Origin of the sequence: Streptomyces sp. NPDC046915 (genome assembly GCF_040644935.1) — a bacterium.
Taxonomy (GTDB): Bacteria; Actinomycetota; Actinomycetes; order Streptomycetales; family Streptomycetaceae; genus Streptomyces.
On sequence record NZ_JBEYXB010000025.1, the window covers coordinates 57,534 to 78,619 of the forward strand.

Genomic DNA, 21,086 nt, shown 5'->3' on the forward strand with positions numbered 1-21,086 from the left:
GATGACCTCAGTCCTCGGTCTGGTTCGGTTCGGCGGACGCAAGCGCGGCGCGCACCAGGTCGTCGATGTCCATGCTCTTGATCTCCTCGCTGCGGTCGGCCCCCTGGTCCGGGGCCGCACCGCCGCCCGACGCGGCGGGGTCGGCCGGGGCGAGGGCGAGCAGCGCGTCGAGGAGCCCCGCCTCGCGCAGCGCGGCGACCGGGATCGATGTGAGCAGGTCGCGGATCGACTCGTCGTCCTGCGTCGCCGGGGCGGCGGCCTGCGGCTCGGCGGCCCCGGCCTCCTCCTCGTACTCCTCGATGCCCGGCATGAGCTCCTCCAGCAGGAACTCCGCCATCACGACCGGGCTGGGATAGTCGAACATCATCGTCGCCGGCAGCCGCATCCCGGTCGCCGACTGGAGCCGGTTGCGCAGGTCGATCGCCGCCAGGGAGTCCAGACCGAGGTCCGTGAAGCCCTTGTTGACGTCGAGCTGCTCGGGGTCGGCGTGGCTGACTGCCGCCACCTCGACCCGGATGAGGTCGAGCACCGCCGCCTCCCGGTCCGTCGGCCGCATCCGCGCCAGCCGCTCCTCCAGGGACTGCCCGCCGGTGGCCGCCGCGGCGGCCGTGACCGACGGGGCGCGCACCTCCTGCCGCTTCGGCGCGGGCTGCTCCTGCCGCAGCACGTCCCGCAGCAGTACGGGCGGCTCGCCCGGGTTGGCGCCCCGCGCGGCGGCGTCGACCCGGATGGGCGCGATCATCGCCTCGTCGAGGGTCAGCGCCTCGTCGAACAGCTCCAGGCCCTCGGCGGTGGGCAGCGCCGGCAGACCCAGCGAGCGCATCCGCCCGAGGTCGGCGTCGTTGACGCCGCCGCCCAGACCGGTCTTCGTCTCCCACAGGCCGAACGCCAGCGCCGTGCCGGGCAGGCCCTGCTCCCGGCGGTGCGCGGCGAGGGCGTCCAGGAAGCGGTTCGCCGCCGCGTAGTTGCCCTGCCCGGCGCCGACGACCAGTCCGGCGCAGGAGGAGAACAGCACGAACGCCGCCAGGTCCAGCTCGCGGGTCGCCTCGTGCAGGTACCAGGCCGCGTCCGCCTTGGGCCGCAGCACGGTGTCCAGCTGCTCGGGCGTGAGCTGGGCGATGAGCGCGTTGTCCATCAGGGCCGCCGCGTGCACCACCGCGGTCAGCGGGCGGTCGGCGGGCACGGCGGCGAGCAGCGCGTCGATCGCCGCCGGGTCCGACACGTCGCACGCGGCCAGCGTGACCTCGGCGCCCGACTCCAGGAGTTCGGCGGCGAGTTCGGCCGCGCCCGGCGCCTCGGCGCCCCGCCTGCTGGTCAGCAGCAGATGCCGTACGCCGTGCTCGGTGACCAGGTGGCGGGCGACGATGGCGCCCAGGCCGCTGGTGCCGCCGGTGACAAGTACGGTGCCCTCCCCGTTCCACGGCAGCGCGGTGGTGACCTGGCCGGCGGGCACCCGGGCCAGCCGCGGCACCTTGACCTCGCCGCCGCGCGCGGCGGACTCCGGCTCACCGGTGGCGAGGATCGCGGGCAGCGCCTGGCGGGCGGCGTCCGAGCCGTCGGTGTCCACCAGGACGAACCGGCCCGGGTTCTCCTCCGCGGCCGACCGCAGCAGGCCCCACACCGGCGCCTGTGCCAGGTCCACGGTGTCGGTGTCCCTCGCGGTGACCGCACCCCGGGTCAGGACGACCAGCCGGGACCGGCCGAGCCGGTGGTCGTCGAGCCAGCCCCGGAGCACCTCCAGGACACCACCCGACACCTGCCGTACGGACTCCGGGACGTCGCCGCCGATGCCGGTCACCGGCAGCAGCACCACCTCGGGCACCGCGCCACCCGCGTCCAGCGCGCCCGTCAGGGCGGCCAGGTCAGGGTAGGCGGTGGCGCCCTCAGGCCCGTGGCCGGCGTCGCCGAGCACCGCCCAGCCGTCGGCGGTCGCCGTGTGGCTCGCGCCCAGCGGCAGCTGGTTCCACTCCAGGTGGAACATCGACGTCCGCTCGCTGCGTCCGGCCGCCGCGGCGGCGTTGACCCGGGCCGCCGTGACGGGCCGTACGACCAGGGACTCGATGGTGGCCACCGGGGTGCCGTTCGGGTCGGCCAGCTCAAGCCGGACGGCGTCGGAGCCCTGCGACTTGTGACCCTCGACGGCGGTGATCCGGCCGCGCAGCTGCGAGGCGCCGGCCGCGTGCAGCGTCACGCCCTCCCAGGCGAACGGCAGCTGGGTGCCGCCGACGTCCTGCGGCTTGCGCCCGTCCATGAAGTCCGTCGCGCTCAGCGAGCCGTCCAGGATCGACGGGTGGATCCGGAACGCGGAGCCCACCGCGAGGTTGTCCTCCGGCAGCGACACCTCGACGAAGGTCTCCTTGCCGCGCGTCCAGATGCCGCGCAGGCAGCGGAACATGGGCCCGTACCCGTAGCCCTGGCCGGTCAGGTAGTCGTACACATCGGAGATGTCGACCTCCTGGGCGCCCTCCGGCGGCCAGACGGCGGCGTTCCCGGCGAACGACTCGGCGGCCGGCGCGGGCTGCGCGCCCGGTGCCAGCACACCGCTGGCGTGCCGGGTCCAGGGGGTGTCCGGGTCGGCGTCGTCGGGCCGCGAGTACACGTTCAGCGAGCGCCGCCCGGTGCCGTCGGCGGGGTCGACGACGACCTGCACGGCGAGCCCGCCGCCGTCCTCCCGCATCGGCATCAGCGCCTCGATGGTGAGCTCCTCGACCACGTCGCAGCCGACTTCCTCACCGGCGCGGATGGCCAGTTCGATGTACCCGGTGCCGGGCAGCAGCACGGTGCCGAGGACGTCGTGGTCGGCCAGCCACGGGTGGGTGCGCACCGACAGGTTGCTGGTGAGCACCACACCGCCGCCCTCCGGCGACACCACCACCGCACCCAGCAGCGGGTGCTCGGCCGGGCGCTGCCCCAGGCTGGTGACATCACCCGTGGGTGCCCCCGCCGGACCGTCGAGCCAGTACGTCCGCCGCTCGAAGGCGTACGTCGGCAACTCGACCCGGCTCGCGCCCGGGTAGAACGCCGCCCAGTCGACCGGCGCGCCGGTCACGTGCAGCCGGGCCACGGCGGCCAGCAGCGTGCCGGCCTCCGGACGGTTCTTGCGTACGGCCGCCTCGACCACGGCGTCGTCGACGGTGGCCCGGGTGAGCGCGGACAGGACGGCGTCCGGGCCCAGCTCCAGGAAGCGGCTGACGCCGCGTTCCTGGAGGTGGGTGACGGTGTCGGCGAAGCGCACGGCCTCGCGCAGGTGACGGGTCCAGTAGTCGGGCGTGCCCCAGTCCTCGCTGATGGCGCCGTGGACACCGGCCACGACCGGGATCCGCGGTGCACCGACGGTCACGCTCTCCGCTACCAGGTGGAACTCCGACAGGGCCGGGTCCATGAGCGGGGAGTGGAAGGCGTGGGAGACGCGGAGGCGGGTGGTCTTGCGGCCGCGTGACGCGAAGTCGGCGACGATCGCCTCGACGTCGGCCTCGACACCGGAAACGACCACGGAGGTGGGGCTGTTGATCGCGGCGATGCCGACCGTGGCGGACAGGACCGGGAGGATCTCGTCCTCGGTCGCCTGGATGGCGGCCATCGCGCCGCCCGCCGGGAGGGCCTGCATGAGGCGTCCGCGGGCGGTGACCAGACGGGCCGCGTCCTCAAGGGAGATCGCCCCGGAGACGTGGGCCGCGGTGATCTCGCCGATGGAGTGTCCGGCGAGGTAGTCGGGGCGGATGCCCCAGGACTCCACCAGTCGGTACAGCGCGGTCTCGATCGCGAACAGGGCGGGCTGGGTGTAGGCGGTGCTGTTGAGTAGTTCCTCGTTCTCGCCCCAGATCACCTCGTACAACGGCCGTTCGAGGTAGGCGTCCACGGCGGAGGCCACCTCGTCCAGCGCGGAGGCGAACACCGGGAACGTGTCGTGCAGTTCACGCCCCATCCCCAGCCGCTGCGCGCCCTGGCCCGTGAACAGGAACGCGGTCGCCCCGTCCACCAGGCCGCCGGTGACGACGTCCGCGGACTCCGTCTCCTCGGCGAGCTTCGCCAACTCCCGTACGGCGGCCGCCCGGTCCTCGGCGATGATCACCGCGCGGTGGTCGAGATCCGCGCGCGAGACCGCCAGGGAGAGGCCGACGTCACGCAGGGACTGCTCGGGGTGGGCTGCCAGGTGGGCGCGCAGGGCCTCGGCCTGCCGGGGCAGGGACTTGGCGTTCTTCGCGGACACCGGCAGCAGCACCGGCGCCGGCACGGCCGGCTCCTGGGCGGGGGCGGCCTCCTCCGTACGGTTCGGCGCCTCCTCCAGGATGACGTGGGCGTTGGTGCCGCTGAGGCCGAAGGAGGAGATGCCCGCCCGGCGCGGACGGCCGGCCGAGGGCCACTCCCTGGCCTCCGTCAGCAGCCTGACGTCGCCCGCCTCCCAGTCCACGTGCGGGGACGGCTGGTCCACGTGCAGCGTCTTGGGCAGCACCCCGTTGCGCAGGGCCATCACCATCTTGATGACGCCGCTGACACCGGCCGCCGCCTGCGCGTGACCGATGTTCGACTTGATCGAGCCGAGCCACAGCGGCTTGTCCTCGTCGCGGCCCTGCCCGTAGGTCGCCAGCAGTGCCTGGGCCTCGATCGGGTCGCCGAGCTTGGTGCCGGTGCCGTGGCCCTCGACCGCGTCGACATCGGCGGTGGTCAGGCCCGCGGCGGCCAGCGCCTGCTGGATGACCCGCTGCTGGGAGGGGCCGTTGGGGGCGGTCAGGCCGTTGCTCGCGCCGTCCTGGTTGACGGCCGAGCCGCGGATCACCGCGAGCACCGGGTGGCCGAGCCGCTCCGCGTCGGAGAGGCGCTCCACCAGCAGCAGGCCGATGCCCTCCGACCAGCTGGTGCCGTCCGCGGCACCCGCGAACGCCTTCGAGCGGCCGTCGGCGGCCAGCCCGCGCTGCTGGCTGAAGTCGACGAACAGGTCCGGCGTCGGCATCACGGTGACACCGCCGGCCAGCGCCATCGTGATCTCACCGGTGCGCAGCGCCTGGCAGGCCATGTGCAGGCTCACCAGGGACGAGGAGCACGCGGTGTCGACCGTGACGGCCGGGCCCTCCAGGCCCAGCGTGTACGCCACCCGGCCGGAGGCGATGCTGCCCGCGCTGCCGTTGCCGAGGTACGCGGCCAGGTCCTCCGGGACGTCGCTCACCCTGCTGCCGTACTCGTGGTACATGATGCCCGCGTACACGCCGGTGCGGCTGCCGCGCAGGGTGTGCGGGTCGATGCCCGCCCGCTCGAACGTCTCCCACGCGGCCTCGAGCAGGAGCCGCTGCTGCGGGTCCATGGCCAGGGCCTCCTTCGGCATGATCCCGAAGAAGTCGGCGTCGAACTCGGCGGCGTCGTACAGGAATCCGCCGTCCTTGGCGTACGTCCTGCCGGGCGTGCCCGGCTCCGGGTCGTACAGGGCGTCGACGTTCCAGCCGCGGTCGGCGGGGAAGCCGCCGATGGCGTCCCGGCCCTCGGCGACCAGCCGCCACAGGTCGTCGGCGGAGCGCACCCCGCCGGGGAAGCGGCAGCTGACCGCGACGATCGCGATCGGGTCGTCCGCCCCGGCCGGGGCGGCGGTACGGACGGCGGGCACCGGGGCGGCCGTCGGCGCCGAGGCCGACAGCTTCTCCACGATGAAGCCCGCCACCGCACGGGAGTTGGGGTAGTCGAAGACCAGCGTGGCGGGCAGCCGCAGCCCGGTGGCCGCACCGAGCTGGTTGCGCAGCTCGACCGCGGCCAGCGAGTCGAAGCCCTGCTCGCGGAAGGCCGTCTCCGGGCCCACCGCGTCCGCCGACGGGTGCCCGAGCACCGTAGCCACATGGGTGCGCACCAGGTCCAGGACGATCCGGTCCCGCTCCTGCGCCGGCACCCCGGCCAGCCGCCGTTCCAGCTCGCCGGTCTCCGCCGACTCCGTACGGGCGGTACGGCGGACCGGGCCGCGCACCTTGCCGCGCAGCAGCGCCGGAAGGTCGTCGCCCCGGGCGGCGAGCGCCGCCGCGTCCAGCTTCAGCGGCAGCACCACGGCGTCCTCGCCGGCCACGGCCGCGTCGAACAGGGCCAGGCCCTCCGCGACCGTCAGGGCGGGCAGCCCCAGGCGCCGCATCCTGTCCAGGTCGGCGTCGGTGAGGTCGCCGCCCAGACCCGTGCTGAGCTCCCACATGCCGAACGCCGGTGCCGACGCGGGCAGTCCGAGCGCCCGGCGGTGCACGGCGAGGCCGTCGAGGAAGGCGTTCGCGGCGGCGTAGTCGGCCTGCCCGGCCGCCAGCACCGAGCCGCCCGCCGAGGAGAACAGCACGAACGCCGTCAGCTCCAGCTCGCGGGTCAGCTCGTGCAGGTGCCAGGCGCCGTCGGTCTTCGGCCGCAGCACCGTCTCGACACCGTCGGCCGTCAGCGAGCCCACGAGGCCGCCTCCGGCCACCGCGGCGGCGTGCACCACACCGCTGAGCGGGTGAGCCGGGTCGATCCCGGCCAGGACGGCGGCCAGCGCCTCCCGGTCGGTGACATCGATCGCGGCCACCGTGACCGAGGCACCGAACTCGCCGAGCTCCGCCATCAGTTCACGGGCCGCCGGGGCGTCGGGGCCGCGCCGGCTGGTCAGCAGCAGATGCCGTACGCCGTGCTCGGTGACCAGCCGGCGGGCCACCAGCGCGCCCAGACCGCTCGTCCCGCCGGTGATCAGCACCGTACCGGTGGAGCTCCACTCCGGCGTCCCGGCCGGCCCGGTGACCCGGGTCAGGCGCGGCACCCGCACCTCACCGCCGCGCACCGCCGTCTCGCTCTCGCCGACGGCCACCGCCGCCGCGACCTCCGCGGCCACGTCGTCTGCCGCGTCGGCCGCCACGTCCACCAGGACGAAACGCCCCGGGTTCTCCGCCTCGGCCGCCCGCACCAGACCCCACACGGCGGTCTGCGCCGCATCGGCGTCCTCGCCGGGCAGCACCGCCTGCGCGCCGCGGGTGACCACGGCGAGCCGGGCCGTCGCGGACGCGTCACCGGTCAGCCACTCCTGGACCCGCGCGAGCACCTCGCGTACGGCAGTACGGGCCCGCCCGGCGGCGTCCTCGCCGCCAGGCACCGGCACCGCGTACACCGTGACGCCCGCCGCGTCCCCGGTCTCCGCCGGGGCACCGGCCCGCAGCCACTCGACGCGGTGCAGGGCCGCGCCCGTGCCGTCGGCCGCCGCCGCGAGCTGCTCCTCGGACACCGGGCGCGACACCAGCGACTCCACGGTCGCCACCGGCGCCCCGGTCTCGTCCGCGACCAGGATCTCCGAGAGCTCGTCGCCCCTGAGCCGGCGGATCTGCACGCGCAGCACGGACGTACCGGCCGCGTGCAGCGTCACCCCGTTCCAGGAGAACGGCAGCAGCGTGTCGCCCTCGGCCGCCCCGTCCCCGCCGAGCAGGTCGGCGTGCATGGCGGCATCCAGCAGCGCCGGGTGCAGACCGAAGCGTGCGGCATCACCGTGGGCCTGCTCCGGCAGGGCCACCTCGGCGAACACGTCGTCGCCGCGCACCCAGGCGGCCTTCAGCCCCTGGAACACCGGCCCGTAGACGTAACCCCGCTCCAGCAGCCGCTCGTACGCGCCGGAGACCTCCAGCGCGGTGGCGTCGGCCGGCGGCCACTGGACCAGGTCGAACGCGGGTGCCTGACCGCCCGGCACCAGCGTGCCGTAAGCGTGCCGGGTCCACGGCGCCTCCGGGTCGGAGCCGCGCGAGTGGATGCCGATCGCACGGGCGCCCGAGGCGTCCGGCGCGCCCACCCGCACCTGAAGGGAGACTCCGCCCCGCGCGGGCACGATCAGCGGCGCCTCCAGCAGCAGTTCCTCGATCTTCTCGCAGCCGACCTGGTCGCCCGCCCGGACGGCGAGTTCGACGAAGCCGGTGCCCGGCAGCAGCACGGTTCCCAGGACGTCGTGGTCGGCCAGCCACGGCTGCGTGTCCACCGACAGCCGGCCCGTCAGGACCACGTCACCGGAGTCGGCAGCGTCCACGACCGCGCTCAGCAGCGGGTGCTCCACCGCCTCGAGCCCGGCCGAACCCAGCCCGGCCCCGCCGATCGCCGCACCCTCCAGCCAGTACCGCTGGTGCTGGAAGACGTAGGTCGGCAGATCCTCCCAACGGTCCTCCGCCGCACCGAAGTACGCCGTCCAGTCGACCGGGGCACCGGTGGCGTGCAGCCGGGCCACGGCGGTCAGGAGGGTGCGCGGTTCCGGGCGGTTCTTGCGTACGGCCGCCTCGACCACGGTGTCGTCGAGCGTGGCCTGGGTGAGGGCGGTGAGGATCGCGTCCGGGCCCAGCTCCAGGAAACGGCTGACGCCGCGTTCGTTGAGGTGGGTGACGGTGTCGGCGAAGCGGACGGCTTCGCGCAGGTGGCGGGTCCAGTACTCCGGGGTGCCCCAGTCGTCGCTGATCTTGCCGTGGACGCCCGCGACCACGGGGATGCGCGGGGCGTTGACCGTGATGCTCTCCGCGACCTCGCGGAAGTCGGCGAGTGCCGGGTCCATGAGCGGGGAGTGGAAGGCGTGGGAGACGCGGAGGCGGGTGGTCTTGCGGCCCTGCTCGGCGAACCGGGCCGCGATCGCGTCCACGTCGGCCTCGACGCCTGAAACGACCACGGACTGTGGGCTGTTGATCGCCGCGATGCCGACCGTGGCGGACAGGACCGGGAGGATCTCGTCCTCCGTCGCCTGGATGGCGGCCATCGCGCCGCCCGCCGGGAGCGCCTGCATCAGACGTCCGCGTGCGGTCACGAGCCGGGCCGCGTCCTCCAGCGAGATCGCGCCCGAGACATGGGCCGCGGTGATCTCACCGATGGAGTGTCCGGCGAGGTAGTCGGGGCGGATGCCCCAGGACTCCACCAGCCGGTACAGCGCCGTCTCCACGGCGAACAGGGCGGGCTGGGTGTAGGCGGTGCTGTTGAGCAGTTCCTCGTCCTCGCCCCAGATCACCTCGTACAACGGCCGTTCGAGGTAGGCGTCCACGGCGGAGGCCACCTCGTCCAGCGCGGCGGCGAACACCGGGAACGCGGCGTGCAGTTCACGCCCCATCCCCAGTCGCTGCGCGCCCTGGCCGGTGAACAGGAACGCGGTCTTTCCTTCGCGTACGGATCCGGTGACGACGTCCGCCGACACCGCGCCCTCGGCCAGCGCGGACAGGCCCGCCAGCAGCTCGGCGCGGGTCTCGCCGGCGACCACGGCCCGGTGGTCGAGCCGGGCGCGGCGGGTGGCCAGCGCGTGTCCGGCGGACGTGACGGCCGTGTCGTCGAGGTCCTCGGCGTAGGCGGCCAGGCGTGCCGCCTGTGCGCGGACGGCGTCCGGGGTGCGGCCGGAGACCACCCACGGCACCAGCGACGGCACGAACTCGTCGGAGTCGGCGGCCGGTTCGGGGGTGGCCGGGGCCTCCTCCAGGATGACGTGGGCGTTCGTACCGCTGATGCCGAAGGAGGAGATGCCCGCGCGGCGCGGGCGGTCCCCGGCGGGCCAGGCGACCTCCTCGTTGAGCAGCTCGACCGCGCCGAGTTCCCAGGAGACCTGCGGGGAGGGCTCGCCGGCGTGCAGGGTGCGCGGCATGACGTCGTGCTGGAGGGCCTGGACCATCTTGATGACACCGGCGACACCGGCGGCGGCCTGGGTGTGGCCGATGTTGGACTTCAGGGAGCCCAGCCAGAGCGGCTTGTCCGCGTCCCGGTCCTGGCCGTACGTCGCGATCAGGGCCTGCGCCTCGATCGGGTCGCCCAGGGTGGTGCCCGTGCCGTGGCCCTCGACGACGTCGACGTCGTCGGTGGTGAGGCCTGCGTCCTGGAGGGCGCGCCGGATGACCCGCTGCTGGGAGGGGCCGTTGGGGGCGGTGAGGCCGTTGGAGGCGCCGTCGGAGTTGACGGCGGAGCCGCGCAGCAGGCCGAGGACGCGGTGGCCCTTGGCCTCGGCGTCGGACAGCCGCTCCAGGAGCAGCAGGCCCACGCCCTCGCCCCAGCCGGTGCCGTCGGCGCCGCTGCCGAAGGACTTGCAGCGGCCGTCGGCGGCGAGGCCGCCCTGCCGGCTCATGTCCACGAACGTGTCCGGGGTGGACATGACGGTGACGCCGCCCGCGAGGGCGAGACCGCACTCGCCGCGCCGCAGGGCCTGTGCCGCCCAGTGCATCGCGACCAGGGAGGAGGAGCAGGCGGTGTCGACGGTGACGGCCGGGCCCTCCAGGCCCAGGGAGTAGGCGACGCGGCCGGAGACGACGCTGGCCAGGCTGCCGTTGCCGTGGTAGCCCGCGAGCTGCTCGGGCAGCGGGCCGAGGCGCAGGCCCCAGTCGTGGTACATCACGCCGGCGAAGACGCCGGTGTCGCTGCCGCGCAGGGCGTGCGGGTCGATGCCCGCGCGTTCGAAGGTCTCCCAGGCCGTCTCCAGCAGGAGCCGCTGCTGCGGGTCCATGGCCTGGGCCTCGCGGGGGCTGATGCCGAAGAACTCGGCGTCGAACTCGGCCGCCTCGTAGAGGAATCCGCCCTGGTCGGTGAGGCTCCTGCCGGTCCTGCCGGGCTCGGGGTCGAAGACGTCGGAGTCCCAGCCGCGGTCGGTGGGGAACGCGGAGATCGCGTCCCGGCCCTCGTGGACCAGCTCCCACAGCTCCTCGGGCGAGCCGACCCCGCCGGGGTAGCGGCAGGCCATGCCGACGATGGCGATCGGGTCGTCGTCGGTGGCGGCGACGGCCACGGCCGGGGAGGCGCCGCGGGTGTCGCGGTCGGTGTCCCCGAGGCGGGCCGCGAGGTGGTCGGCGAGTGCGGTGGGGGAGGGGTAGTCGAAGATGAGGGTGGCGGCGAGCGGGACGCCGATGGCCGCGCCGAGCCGGTTGCGCAGTTCGACGGCGGCGAGGGAGTCGAAGCCCATCTCGTTGAAGGCGCGCGTGGCGTTGACGCGGTCGGCGCCGTCGTGGCCGAGGACCGCCGCGACCTGGGTGCGCACCAGGTCGAGCAGGGCCTCCCCGCGCTCGGCCCGGGACAGTCCGGCCAGCCGGCGGGCCAGCGACTCCTCCACGTCCGCCGCGCCGGTGGCCGCGCTGCGGCGGGCCGGGCGGACCAGGCCGCGCAGCACGTCCGGCAGGTCGGCGCGGGCCTGGAGGGTGCGCAGGTTGAACCGTACGGGCACCAGGGCCGCGGCGTCGGTGGTGACGCCCCCGTCCAGCAGGGCCAGGTTCTCGGCCGGGCTCAGGACCTGGAGGCCCAGCCGGTCGATGCGGCGCAGCGCGGCCTCGTCCAGTGCGGCGCCCATGCCGCCGACGCCGGTCCACAGGCCCCAGGCGAGCGAGGTCGCGGGCAGCCCGGCGGCGCGGCGGTGGGCGGCGAGCGCGTCGAGGAAGACGTTCGCGGCGGCGTAGTTGGCCTGGCCGGCGCCGTCGAGGAGGGTCGCCGTGGACGAGAACAGCACGAACGCCGTCAGGTCCATGTCGCGGGTCAGCTCGTGCAGGTGCCAGGCACCGTCGGCCTTGGGCCGCAGTACGGTGTCCAGCCGCCCGGCGTCGAGGGACTCCACGAGGCCGTCGTCGATCACACCGGCCGCGTGCACGACCGCCGTCAGCGGCCGGTCGGCGGGGATGGCGTCGAGTACGGCGGCGAGCGCGGCCCGGTCGGCGACGTCGACGGCGGTGACCGTGACCTCGGCGCCCGACTCGCCCAGTTCGGCGGCGAGTTCGCGGACGCCGGGGGTGTCGGGGCCGCGCCGGCCGGTCAGCAGCAGATGGCGTACGCCGTGCTCGGTGACGAGGTGGCGGGCCACCGCGGCGCCGACACCGCCGGTGCCGCCGGTGATCAGGACCGTGCCGTCCGGGCCCCACGGGGCGGACCCCGCGGGCGCGTCGGACACGGTGGCCAGCCGCGGCACGAGGAACGCGCCGTCCCGGACGGCCGCCTCACCCTCCGTCAGACCGGCCGCCAGCCGGACCAGTTCGGTGTCCTCGACGGAGCCGTCGGAGTCCACCAGCACGAACCGGCCGGGGTGTTCGGCCTGCGCGGAGCGCACCAGGCCCCACACCGGCGCCTGGGCGAGGTCCGGCTCCTCGCCGGGTGCCGCGGCGACCGCGCCCCGGGTGAGGACGACCAGCCGTCCGTTCGCGGAGCGTTCGTCGGCGAGCCAGGCCTGGAGCGCGGCCAGCACATCGCCGGTCGCGGCCCGTACCCGCTCGGGCACGGTCGCGTCCGCCGGGCCCGCGGGGACGGGGTGGGCGACGGTGAGCGGCGCGTCCGGGCCCGGGGCGGGCACGGGGTGCGGGGTCCAGGTGAGGTGGAAGAGCGCTTCGCGACCCGCGCCGCGCAGCCGCTCGGTGTCCACCGGCCGTACCGTGAAGGACTCGACCCGGCCGACGGAGCGCCCGTCGGGGCCCGCCAGTTCCAGCGTCACCGAGTCGGTGCCGGCCGGGGTGATCCGCACCCGCAGCGCGGCGGCCCCGGCGGCGTACAGGCTCACGCCCGACCAGGCGAACGGCAGCCGGGGGCCGTCGCCGGCCTGCTCGGGCACGGCGAAGTCGGTGGACTGGAGGACCGCGTCCAGCAGCGCCGGGTGCAGGCCGAACCCGCCCGCCTGCCCGGCCACCTCGGCCGGCAGCGCGACCTCGGCGAACGCCTCGCCCGAGCCGCGCCAGACGGCCTTCAGGCCGTGGAAGGACGGGCCGTACTCGTAGCCCTGCCCGGCGAGTTCGTCGTACAGGCCGGTCAGGTCGACGGCCTCGGCGCCGCGCGGCGGCCACACCGTCGCCTCGAACCGCGCACCGGCCGCGTCCTCGGCGGCCAGCACACCGGAGGCGTGGCGGGTCCACGGCGCGTCGGCCGGGGCGTCCTCGTCGCGGGAGTGGAAGGCGATCGTACGGCGGCCGCCGGCGGCCGGCGGGTCCACCACGATCTGGAGGGCCACGGCACCGGTGGCCGGCAGGACCAGCGGCGCCTCCATGATCAGCTCGTCGAGCCGGGTGAGTCCGGTCTCCTCGCCCGCGCGCAGCGCGAGTTCCACGAACGCGGTGCCCGGCAGCAGCGTGGTGCCCGCGATCACATGGTCGGCGAGCCATTCCTGGGAGCGCGCCGAGATCCGCCCGGTCAGCACCGTCGCGCCGGTGTCCGCGAGGGGCACCACCGCGCCCAGCAGCGGGTGGTCCACGGCGACCTGGCCGAGCCCGGAGGCCTCGCCGCGCCCGGCCGGCGCGGACAGCCAGTAGCGCTCGCGCTGGAAGGCGTACGTGGGCAGCTGGACGCGGCGCGCACCGCTTCCGGCGAAGTACGCCGCCCAGTCCACCCGGGCGCCGCGCGCGTGCACCCGGGCCAGCGCGGCCGTCAGCTGCCGCCGCTCGGCGTGGCCGCGGCGCAGCGCGGCGGCGAACTCCGTGTCCGCCGTGCCGTCGAGGATCTCGCGGCCCATGCCCGACAGGACCGCGTCGGGGCCGAGTTCGAGGAAGGTGGTGACGCCGAGGCCGGCCAGGGCGCGCACGCCGTCGTGGAAGCGCACCGCCTCACGGACGTGCCGCACCCAGTACTCGGGGGAGCACAGCTCCTCGGCGGTGGCGGCCCGGCCGGTCAGCGTGGACACGATCGGGATGCGCGGCGCGTGGTACTCCAGGATCTCCGCGAGCTGCCGGAACTCGTCGAGCATCGGCTCCATCAGCGGGGAGTGGAAGGCATGGCTGACCCGCAGCGCCTTGGTGCGGTGCCCGTCCGCCGCCAGCCGGGCGGCGACCGCCTCGACCGCGGCGGCCTCGCCGGAGACGACCACCGAGCGCGGGCCGTTGACCGCGGCGATGCTCACCGCGCCGGTCAGCAGCGGCAGCACCTCCTCCTCGGTGGCCTCGATCGCGGTCATCGCGCCGCCCGTGGGCAGCTCCTGCATCAGCCGGCCGCGCGCGGCCACCAGCGTCGCCGCGTCCTCCAGCGACAGCACACCGGCGACGTGCGCGGCGGCCAGCTCGCCGATGGAGTGCCCGGCCAGGTGGTCGGGGCGCACGCCCCAGGACTCCAGCAGCCGGAACAGGGCCACTTCCACGGCGAACAGGGCGGGCTGGGCGTACGCGGTCTCGTCGAGGAGCGCTGCCTCGTCGCTGCCCTCCGCGGCGAACAGCACCTCGCGCAGCGGGCGCTCCAGCTGAAGGTCGAGGTGGCCGGCCGCCGCGTCGAGGGCGGCGGCGAACACCGGCTCGGTGTCGTACAGTTCCCGGCCCATGCCCAGGCGCTGGCTGCCCTGCCCGGTGAACAGGAACGCCAGCCGGCCGCCGTCGGCGCTGCCGGAGTGGACGGCCGCGGACTCCTGGCCGGCGGCCAGCGCGCGCAGCCCGGCCAGCACCTCGTCGCGGTCCTCGGCGACGACCACGCCCCGGTGGCGCAGCGCGGCCCGCGAAGTGGCCAGGGACAGGGCGAGATCGGCGGGGGAGGCGTCGGTGCCGGTGGCGTGCTCCAGCAGCCGCTCGGCCTGGGCGCGCAGCGCGCCGGCGGTGGCGGCGGAGACCACGACCGGGACGGGGGCGGCGCACTGCGGCTCGGTGTCCCCGCTCTGCTCGCTGTCGTCGGTGTCCTCGGCGGGCGGCTCCTCCACGACGAGGTGCGCGTTGGTGCCGCTCACCCCGAAGGAGGACACGCCCGCGCGCCGCGGCTCCTCGCCCCGCGGCCAGGCGACCGGCTCGGTCAGCAGCCGCACCTCGCCCGCCGTCCAGTCGACGTTGGGGGTGGGCTCGTCGATGTGCAGGGTCTTCGGCAGCGTGTCGTGGCGCATGGCCATGAGCATCTTGATGACGCCGGCCGCGCCGGCCGCCGCCTGGGTGTGGCCGATGTTCGACTTCGCCGAGCCGAGCCACAGCGGCGCGTCCCCGTCGCGGTCGCGTCCGTACGTGGCGATGATCGCGCGGGCCTCGACCGGGTCGCCCAGGGTGGTGCCCGTGCCGTGCGCCTCGACCGCGTCGACCTGCCCGGCGGTCAGGCCGGCGTTGGCGAGGGCCTGGCGGATGACCTGCTGCTGGGCCCGGCCGCTGGGCGCGGTCAGGCCGTTGGAGGCGCCGTCCTGGTTGATGGCGGAGCCCCGGATGACACCGACGACCGGGTGGCCGTTGGCGCGCGCGTCGGACAGCCGCTCCAGCACGAACACGCCGACGCCCTCGGCGAACGCGGTGCCGTCCGCCGCCGCGGCGAACGCCTTCACGACCCCGTCGGGCGAAAGGCCCCGCTGCCGGCTGAACGCGGTGAACGTGCCCGGACTGCCCATCACGGCCACACCGCCGGCCAGCGCCAGCGAGCACTCGCCGCGCTGGAGCGCCTGCACGCCGAGGTGGACGCCGACCAGGGAACCGGAGCAGGCGGTGTCGACGGTCAGGGCGGGCCCGGCCAGCCCGAGGACGTAGGAGACCCGGCCGGAGATGACGCTCGGGGCGTTGCCGCTGAGCAGATAGCCGTCGAGGCCGTCCGGGGCCTCGTGCAGCCGCATCGCGTACTCCTGCGGCTCGGCGGCGATGTACACGCCCGCCTCGGTGCCACGCAGCGCGCCCGGGTCGATGCCGGCCCGCTCGATCGCCTCCCACACCGTCTCAAGGACCAGCCGCTGCTGCGGGTCCATCGCGAGGGCCTCGCGCGGGCTGATGCCGAAGAAGTCCGCGTCGAACTCGGCGGCGTCCGGCAGGAATCCGCCGTGCCGCACATAGGTGGTGCCGGGTGTGGAGGGGTCGTCGGAGAACAGGGTGTCGAGGTCCCAGCCGCGGTCGGCGGGGAAGGGGTCGCGCACGTGCTCGCCGGCCTCGACCAGCCGCCACAGGTCCTCCGGGGAGGCCACCCCGCCGGGGTAGCGGCAGCCGATGCCGACGATCGCGATCGGCTCGTCGTTCGCCACCGCCGGGCGCACCGCGGGTGCCGCCTCGCTCTCGGGCAGGCCGAGGACCTCGGTGCGCAGGTGCGCGGCGAGTTCGGCCGGTGAGGGGTGGTCGAAGGCGACGGTCGGCGGCAGCGTCAGACCGGTGGCCTCGTTCAGCCGGTTCTGGAGTTCCAGCAGGGCCACGGAGTCGAGGCCGAGGTCCTTGAAGGACCGGTCCGTGTCGACCGGCGGTGGTGAGCCCGCGCCCGCCACGGAGTCGGGCACGTCGGCTTGCTTGGAGCGCAGCACGGCGAGCGTGTGCTCGCGTACCAGGCCCAGCAGGACGTACGTCTGCTCGGCGGTCGGCAGCGCCGCGAGGTCACGTACGAGCGGGGACTCCGCCGCCGCGGTCGCCGCGGTCTCACCGGTCGGACCGCCGTGGGTGCCGGGGTTTCCGGGCTCAGTCATCTGCACTCCACACCTTCGTTGTCCGCAGCGGACGGAGGGAACTTCTGTGGTCCGGGACGTTCGCGGTCCGCCCGGTGACATCGCGTCACCGGGCGGACGGGTGCCGACCGCGGGGTCACCGCGATGGGCCGGGAGAGGTCAGGCCGCTTCCTGCGCGGGCTCGACGATCTTCAGGGCCTGCACGGGGCAGGCGTCGATGGATTCCTCGATCTGGTCGCGCAGCGACTCGTCCGGCTCGTCGACGATCATGATCGCCTGGCCGTCCTCGTTCTGGTCGAAGACGTCGGGGCCGGCGAGCACACAGGCTCCGCAGGCGACGCAGACGTCCTTGTCGATGACGACTTGCAGCATGAACGTTCCTCCCTCTACCAGGTGACCGGCAGCTCGTGCAGGCCGTCGATCAGTGCCTTCTCGTCCTTGAACGGCAGCTCCTCGACGGGCACGGCCAGCCGCAGGCCGGGGATGCGGCGCAGCAGCGTGGTGAACAGCACCTCCATCTGCATGCGGACCAGGGTCTGGCCGGCGCAGCGGTGGTGGCCGGAGCCGAACGCGAGGTTGGCGCCCGCCTCCTTGCGGTGGAAGTCCAGCGTGTCGGGGTCGGCGAAGGCGCGCGGGTCGCGGTTGGCGGCCTGGAGCGCGCAGATGACGCCCTCGCCCTTCTTGATCAGCACCCCGCCGATCTCGGCGTCCTCCTTGGCGACCCGGACGGTGCCGTGGTCGGAGACGGTGGAGTAGCGCATCAGCTCGTCGACGGCCTGCCCGCCCAGCTCCGGGTGCTCGCGCAGCAGCGCGGCCTGCTCCGGGTGGGTCAGCAGGGTGAAGATGCCGACCGTCATGCCGTTCAGGGTGCTCTCGTGACCACCCGCGATCATCGTGCGGACCAGGGCGCTGAGGTCCAGGTCGCTGAGCTCGCCGCCGCGCTCGGCGTTGCGCTTGATGATGTTGCTGATCAGGTCGGTGCCGGGGTTCGCCTTGCGCTCGGCGATCAGCCGGTGCAGCAGCATCTCGACCTCGGCGTTGGCGGAGGCGTGCTCCTCCGCGGTGCCCTGCGTCACCAGCAGCGCGATCCAGCGGTAGAACAGGTCCGTCGTGTCGCGCGGCAGGTCCAGCTGCTCGGCGGTCTGGATCGACGGCAGCGGCGCGGTCAGCGTCTTGACCAGGTCGACCGAGCCGGGGCCCTGCTCCAGGACCGCGTCGATCAGCTCGTCGACGATCTCCTGGGTACGCGGCCGCATGGCCTCGACCTGCCGGGCCGTCAGCTCCGGCATCAGGATCATGCGGTGCTTGGTGTGCACCGGCGGGTCCATGTGGAACAGCGTCTTGCTGACGATGCCCTGCTCCAGCAGGTCCAGCGGGAAGGCGAACTGGAGGGGGTAGCCCGGGTCGGCGATGTCCGACTCGAAGCGGGGGTCGCGCAGCATCTGCTGCATGTCCTCGTAGCGGGTCAGCAGCCAGGCCTCACGGCCGTTGTACTTGAGCTTCACCTTCGAGACCGGCTCGGCCTCACGCAGGACGCCGTACTCCTCGGGCGGCGCGAACGGGCAGCGGCGCTCCAGGGGGAACGCGCGCACCTGCGTCTCCGACGGCGCGTTGGTGAGTTCCGTCATGGTTCCTTCTCTCATCCGTCCGCACGGGGTGCGCGGTCCCGGTCTGGATCGATCGTGTGAGGTGTGGTCGGGGCTTCCGCCAAAACGGAGTTCACCCCGTGCAGACTCCTTCGAATTCCCGGTCCGGAAAACCCCTACTTCTCCGTGTCAGGGCCCTAAGGCAAGGGGCCTGAGACAAGGGGCCGGAATTAGGGGGGTGGAAAGGGTGCGCACTGGGGGTCGCGGCAATGGCGTATTCCGGTCGTCGCCGGTTTCGATGGAATGCGTGAGGCGAGTGGCTCAAGTCATTCTCGGGTCGGTCTCCAGACGCTCTTGAGTCGTTCTCCAGCGGAATTCAAGCGTCCGGAAGATATGGCGGTGAATGCGCGGGCCGGCGCACGTATACCCGCGCACGGCTCGGGGCGCATACGATGGACGCACTTGCGTGCGTGATACGCAGCGGATCCCTGGAAGAGAGCGTATGAAGGCGGAGCGGGCCATGACCGAGAGCGCGGGACTGCCGAGCAGCATCGGCGTGCTGTGGGAGCTGCGTGAGCGCGCGCAGCGCGAGCGGGCCGGACTGAGCGCGGGGCGCATCGTCGCGGCCGCGATCGAGTTCGCGGACGAGCACGGGCTCGGGGCGCTGTCCATGGCCCGGGTCGCCGAGAAGCTGGAGTTCGCGACGATGTCGCTGTACCGGCATGTGTCGAGCAAGGACGAGTTGCAGGCGCTCATGGTCGACCTGGCGTACGGCAGCCCGCCCGAGATCGAGGCGGGCGACGGCGACTGGCGCGTGGGGCTGGAGCAGTGGGCGCGGGCGTTCCTGGAGGTGTTCCGCAGGCACCCGTGGATGCTTCAGATCCCGGTCGGCGGGCCGCCGCTGGAGCCGGGGCAGCTGAGCTGGCTGGAGCGCGGGCTGCGCACCCTCGCCCGTACGGGGCTGACGCCCGACGAGAAGCTGTCGGTGATGCTGCTGATGGTCGGGTACGTGCGCAACAACGCGCAGCTGTCCTCGGGGCTGGCCAGCAAGGAGCAGAGCGAGGCCGAGCTGATGGCCGAGTACGGGCAGGCGATGGACAAGTTCGTCGACGCGGAGAACTTTCCCGCGGTCCGTGAGCTCATCGACGCGGGCACCTTCGAGACCGCCGACGACGATTTCGGCTTCGGCCTGCGGCGGGTGCTGGACGGTGTGGAGGTGCTGGTACGCGAGCGGGCGGGGGCGGATCCGCTGGCGCGGGCGGAGGGGGTGTAGGGGGGTTCCTCGCCCCCGCCCGGGGGCTGCGCCCCCTGGACCCCCCTTCGGCCTGAACGGCCTCGTCCTCAAACTCCCCCAGAGGGGGCACCCCCAGACGGGCTGATAAGAGCAGGCCGCGCCTCCCAGTCGCCCGCGAGGGGAGCCCACCCCAGAACAACGCGGTCCGCTCCCGGCACCTTCGCAGGTGGCGGGAGCGGACCTTTTTGGAGCTCTTCGGGCGGTCGCCGGGGGAGCGACTAGACGGCCGAAGAGTGCCGGACGGCGGCGGGGGATCCGTCCGTCCGGGCGGTGGTCCTGGCGGTCGTCGGGAATGCGACGCCGTCCTCCTGGGCCTGCACCGCCTCGAGGGAGCCCGGCAGGGCCGCCTCGATCGGGGTCTTGCGGAGCAGCAGGGTGGCGACGAGGGCGGTGAAGGCCAGCAGGCCGGCACCGGCCAGGCAGCCGATCTGCATGCCGTGGGTGAAGGCGTCGCGGCTGCTGGCGATGAGCTGGCCGCCGGACTTTCCGGGCAGGTGGGAGGCCACGTCGGCGGCGCCGCCGATGGTGTTGCGCAGGGCGTGCAGCGCGGAGCCGGAGACGCCGGCCGGGCTCACGTCGGACATGTCGTGGCGGTAGACCATGGAACCGATGCTGCCGAGCGTGGCGAAGCCCATGGCGATGCCGAACTCGGTGAAGGTCTCGGAGACGGCGACCGAGGAACCGGCCTGCTCCGGCGGGGCGGAGGTGACCACGATCTCGGCGGCCAGCGTCTTGCAGGCGACCATGCCGCCGGCCAGCAGGCCGACGCCGACCAGGACCACCGCGACGCTGGAGTCCGTCTGGACCTGGGTGAGCACCCCGAAGCCCGCGGCGATGATCAGCAGGGCAACGCCGATGATCTTCCCGGGACGGACCTTCCGGCCCAGGACCGGGGCGAGGCCGACCGCGACACCGATGGCGGGCATCGGCGCCAGCGACCACAGCGAGGCCTTGAGCGGGGAGTAGCCGAGGACCATCTGGAGGTACTGGTTGGTCAGGACGCTGCTGCCCATCAGGGCGAAGGCCACCATCATGTTGGTGATCACCGCGCCGCTGAAGCCGCCGTTGCGGAACAGCCGGACGTTGATCATCGGGTCGTCGGCGACCCGCTGCCGGATCACGAAGGCGAGGAGCAGCACACCGCCGACCGCGGCGGAGATCGCGGGGTTGCGGCTGTAGCCGTTGATGACCAGCTCCTTGAACCCGTAGATCAGCGTCATCACGCCGGCCAGGGACAGGATGGTGCTGAGCAGGTCGAGGCGGCCGCGGTTCGGGTCGCGGTACTCCGGCAGCAGGATCGGGCCGAGGATCAGGACCAGGACCATGACCGGGGTGTTGATCAGGAAGACCGAGCCCCACCAGAAGTTGTTCAGCAGCAGACCGCCGACGACCGGGCCCACGGCCGCGCCCGAGGTGAGGGTGCCGCCCCAGGCGGCGATGGCGGCCTTGCGCTCCTTGGAGTCGTGGAACATGTTCCGGATCAGCGCGAGCGAGGTCGGCGTCAGGGTCGACGCGGCCAGGCCCAGCAGCGCCCGCGAGGCGATCAGCATCTCGGGGCTGGTCGAGAAGGCGGCCGCCGCCGACGCGACGCCGAACATGGCGGCACCGATCAGCAGCAGCTTGCGGCGACCCACGCGGTCACCGAGCCAGCCGACCGTGACCAGGGTGCCGGCCAGCACGAAGCTGTAGACGTCCATGATCCACAGCAGCTGGGTCGCGCTGGGTGAGAGGTCCTCGCTGAGCGGGGCGATGGCGAACCCCAGGACCGATACGTCGACGGCGACCAGCAGGGTGACCAGGACGATCACCACGAGGCCGCACCACTCCTTCATTCCTGCCTTGGGCTTCAGTTCCGACATGGCAATCGTCCAAATCCTCTCGGTGTACGTGGTACGCAGAGCGTATCAGGTACGCATCCGCGTGTCACGTACTCATTGGGGCTGTGGGGGGTCCGGGGGCAGGCGCA

The 21,086-nt window shown here is 74.0% G+C and carries 5 protein-coding genes; 1 reads left to right on the forward strand and 4 read right to left on the reverse strand.

Translation table 11 applies throughout. The features are described from left to right. Nucleotides 1–7: 7 nt before the first annotated feature. From ABZ915_RS41395 to ABZ915_RS41405, 3 genes are all read right to left on the reverse strand, one after another. The gene (locus ABZ915_RS41395; RefSeq protein WP_361814222.1) at nucleotides 8–16,261 is read right to left on the reverse strand and encodes a type I polyketide synthase; all 16,254 of its coding nucleotides are present in this window, start codon (nucleotides 16,259–16,261) and stop codon (nucleotides 8–10) included. A gap of 138 nt (nucleotides 16,262–16,399) precedes the next feature. Then, nucleotides 16,400–16,612: a ferredoxin gene (locus ABZ915_RS41400; protein ID WP_361814224.1), complete on the reverse strand. Its 213-nt coding sequence runs from the start codon at nucleotides 16,610–16,612 to the stop codon at nucleotides 16,400–16,402. 14 nt (nucleotides 16,613–16,626) lie between these two features. Further along, entirely contained in the window at nucleotides 16,627–17,868 is a 1,242-nt protein-coding gene (locus ABZ915_RS41405) for a cytochrome P450 (RefSeq protein ID WP_361814226.1), read from the reverse strand. 478 nt (nucleotides 17,869–18,346) lie between these two features. Between ABZ915_RS41405 and ABZ915_RS41410 the strand changes: the two genes are divergently transcribed. Continuing rightward, on the forward strand, nucleotides 18,347–19,099 hold the full coding sequence (locus ABZ915_RS41410; protein ID WP_361814228.1) for a TetR/AcrR family transcriptional regulator: 753 nt from the start codon (nucleotides 18,347–18,349) through the stop codon (nucleotides 19,097–19,099). Between the two features lie 239 nt (nucleotides 19,100–19,338). Here the strand turns inward: ABZ915_RS41410 and ABZ915_RS41415 are convergent, their stop codons facing one another. Next, nucleotides 19,339–20,979: an MFS transporter gene (locus ABZ915_RS41415; protein ID WP_361814230.1), complete on the reverse strand. Its 1,641-nt coding sequence runs from the start codon at nucleotides 20,977–20,979 to the stop codon at nucleotides 19,339–19,341. Nucleotides 20,980–21,086: the final 107 nt, after the last annotated feature.

What these genes read in the sequence shown, in the direction of transcription:
- ABZ915_RS41395 (WP_361814222.1), bottom strand. Translation starts at nt 16,261, where the DNA reads ATGACTGAGCCCGGAAACCCCGGCACCCACGGCGGTCCGACCGGTGAG.
- ABZ915_RS41400 (WP_361814224.1), bottom strand. Translation starts at nt 16,612, where the DNA reads ATGCTGCAAGTCGTCATCGACAAGGACGTCTGCGTCGCCTGCGGAGCC.
- ABZ915_RS41405 (WP_361814226.1), bottom strand. Translation starts at nt 17,868, where the DNA reads ATGACGGAACTCACCAACGCGCCGTCGGAGACGCAGGTGCGCGCGTTC.
- ABZ915_RS41410 (WP_361814228.1), top strand. Translation starts at nt 18,347, where the DNA reads ATGACCGAGAGCGCGGGACTGCCGAGCAGCATCGGCGTGCTGTGGGAG.
- ABZ915_RS41415 (WP_361814230.1), bottom strand. Translation starts at nt 20,979, where the DNA reads ATGTCGGAACTGAAGCCCAAGGCAGGAATGAAGGAGTGGTGCGGCCTC.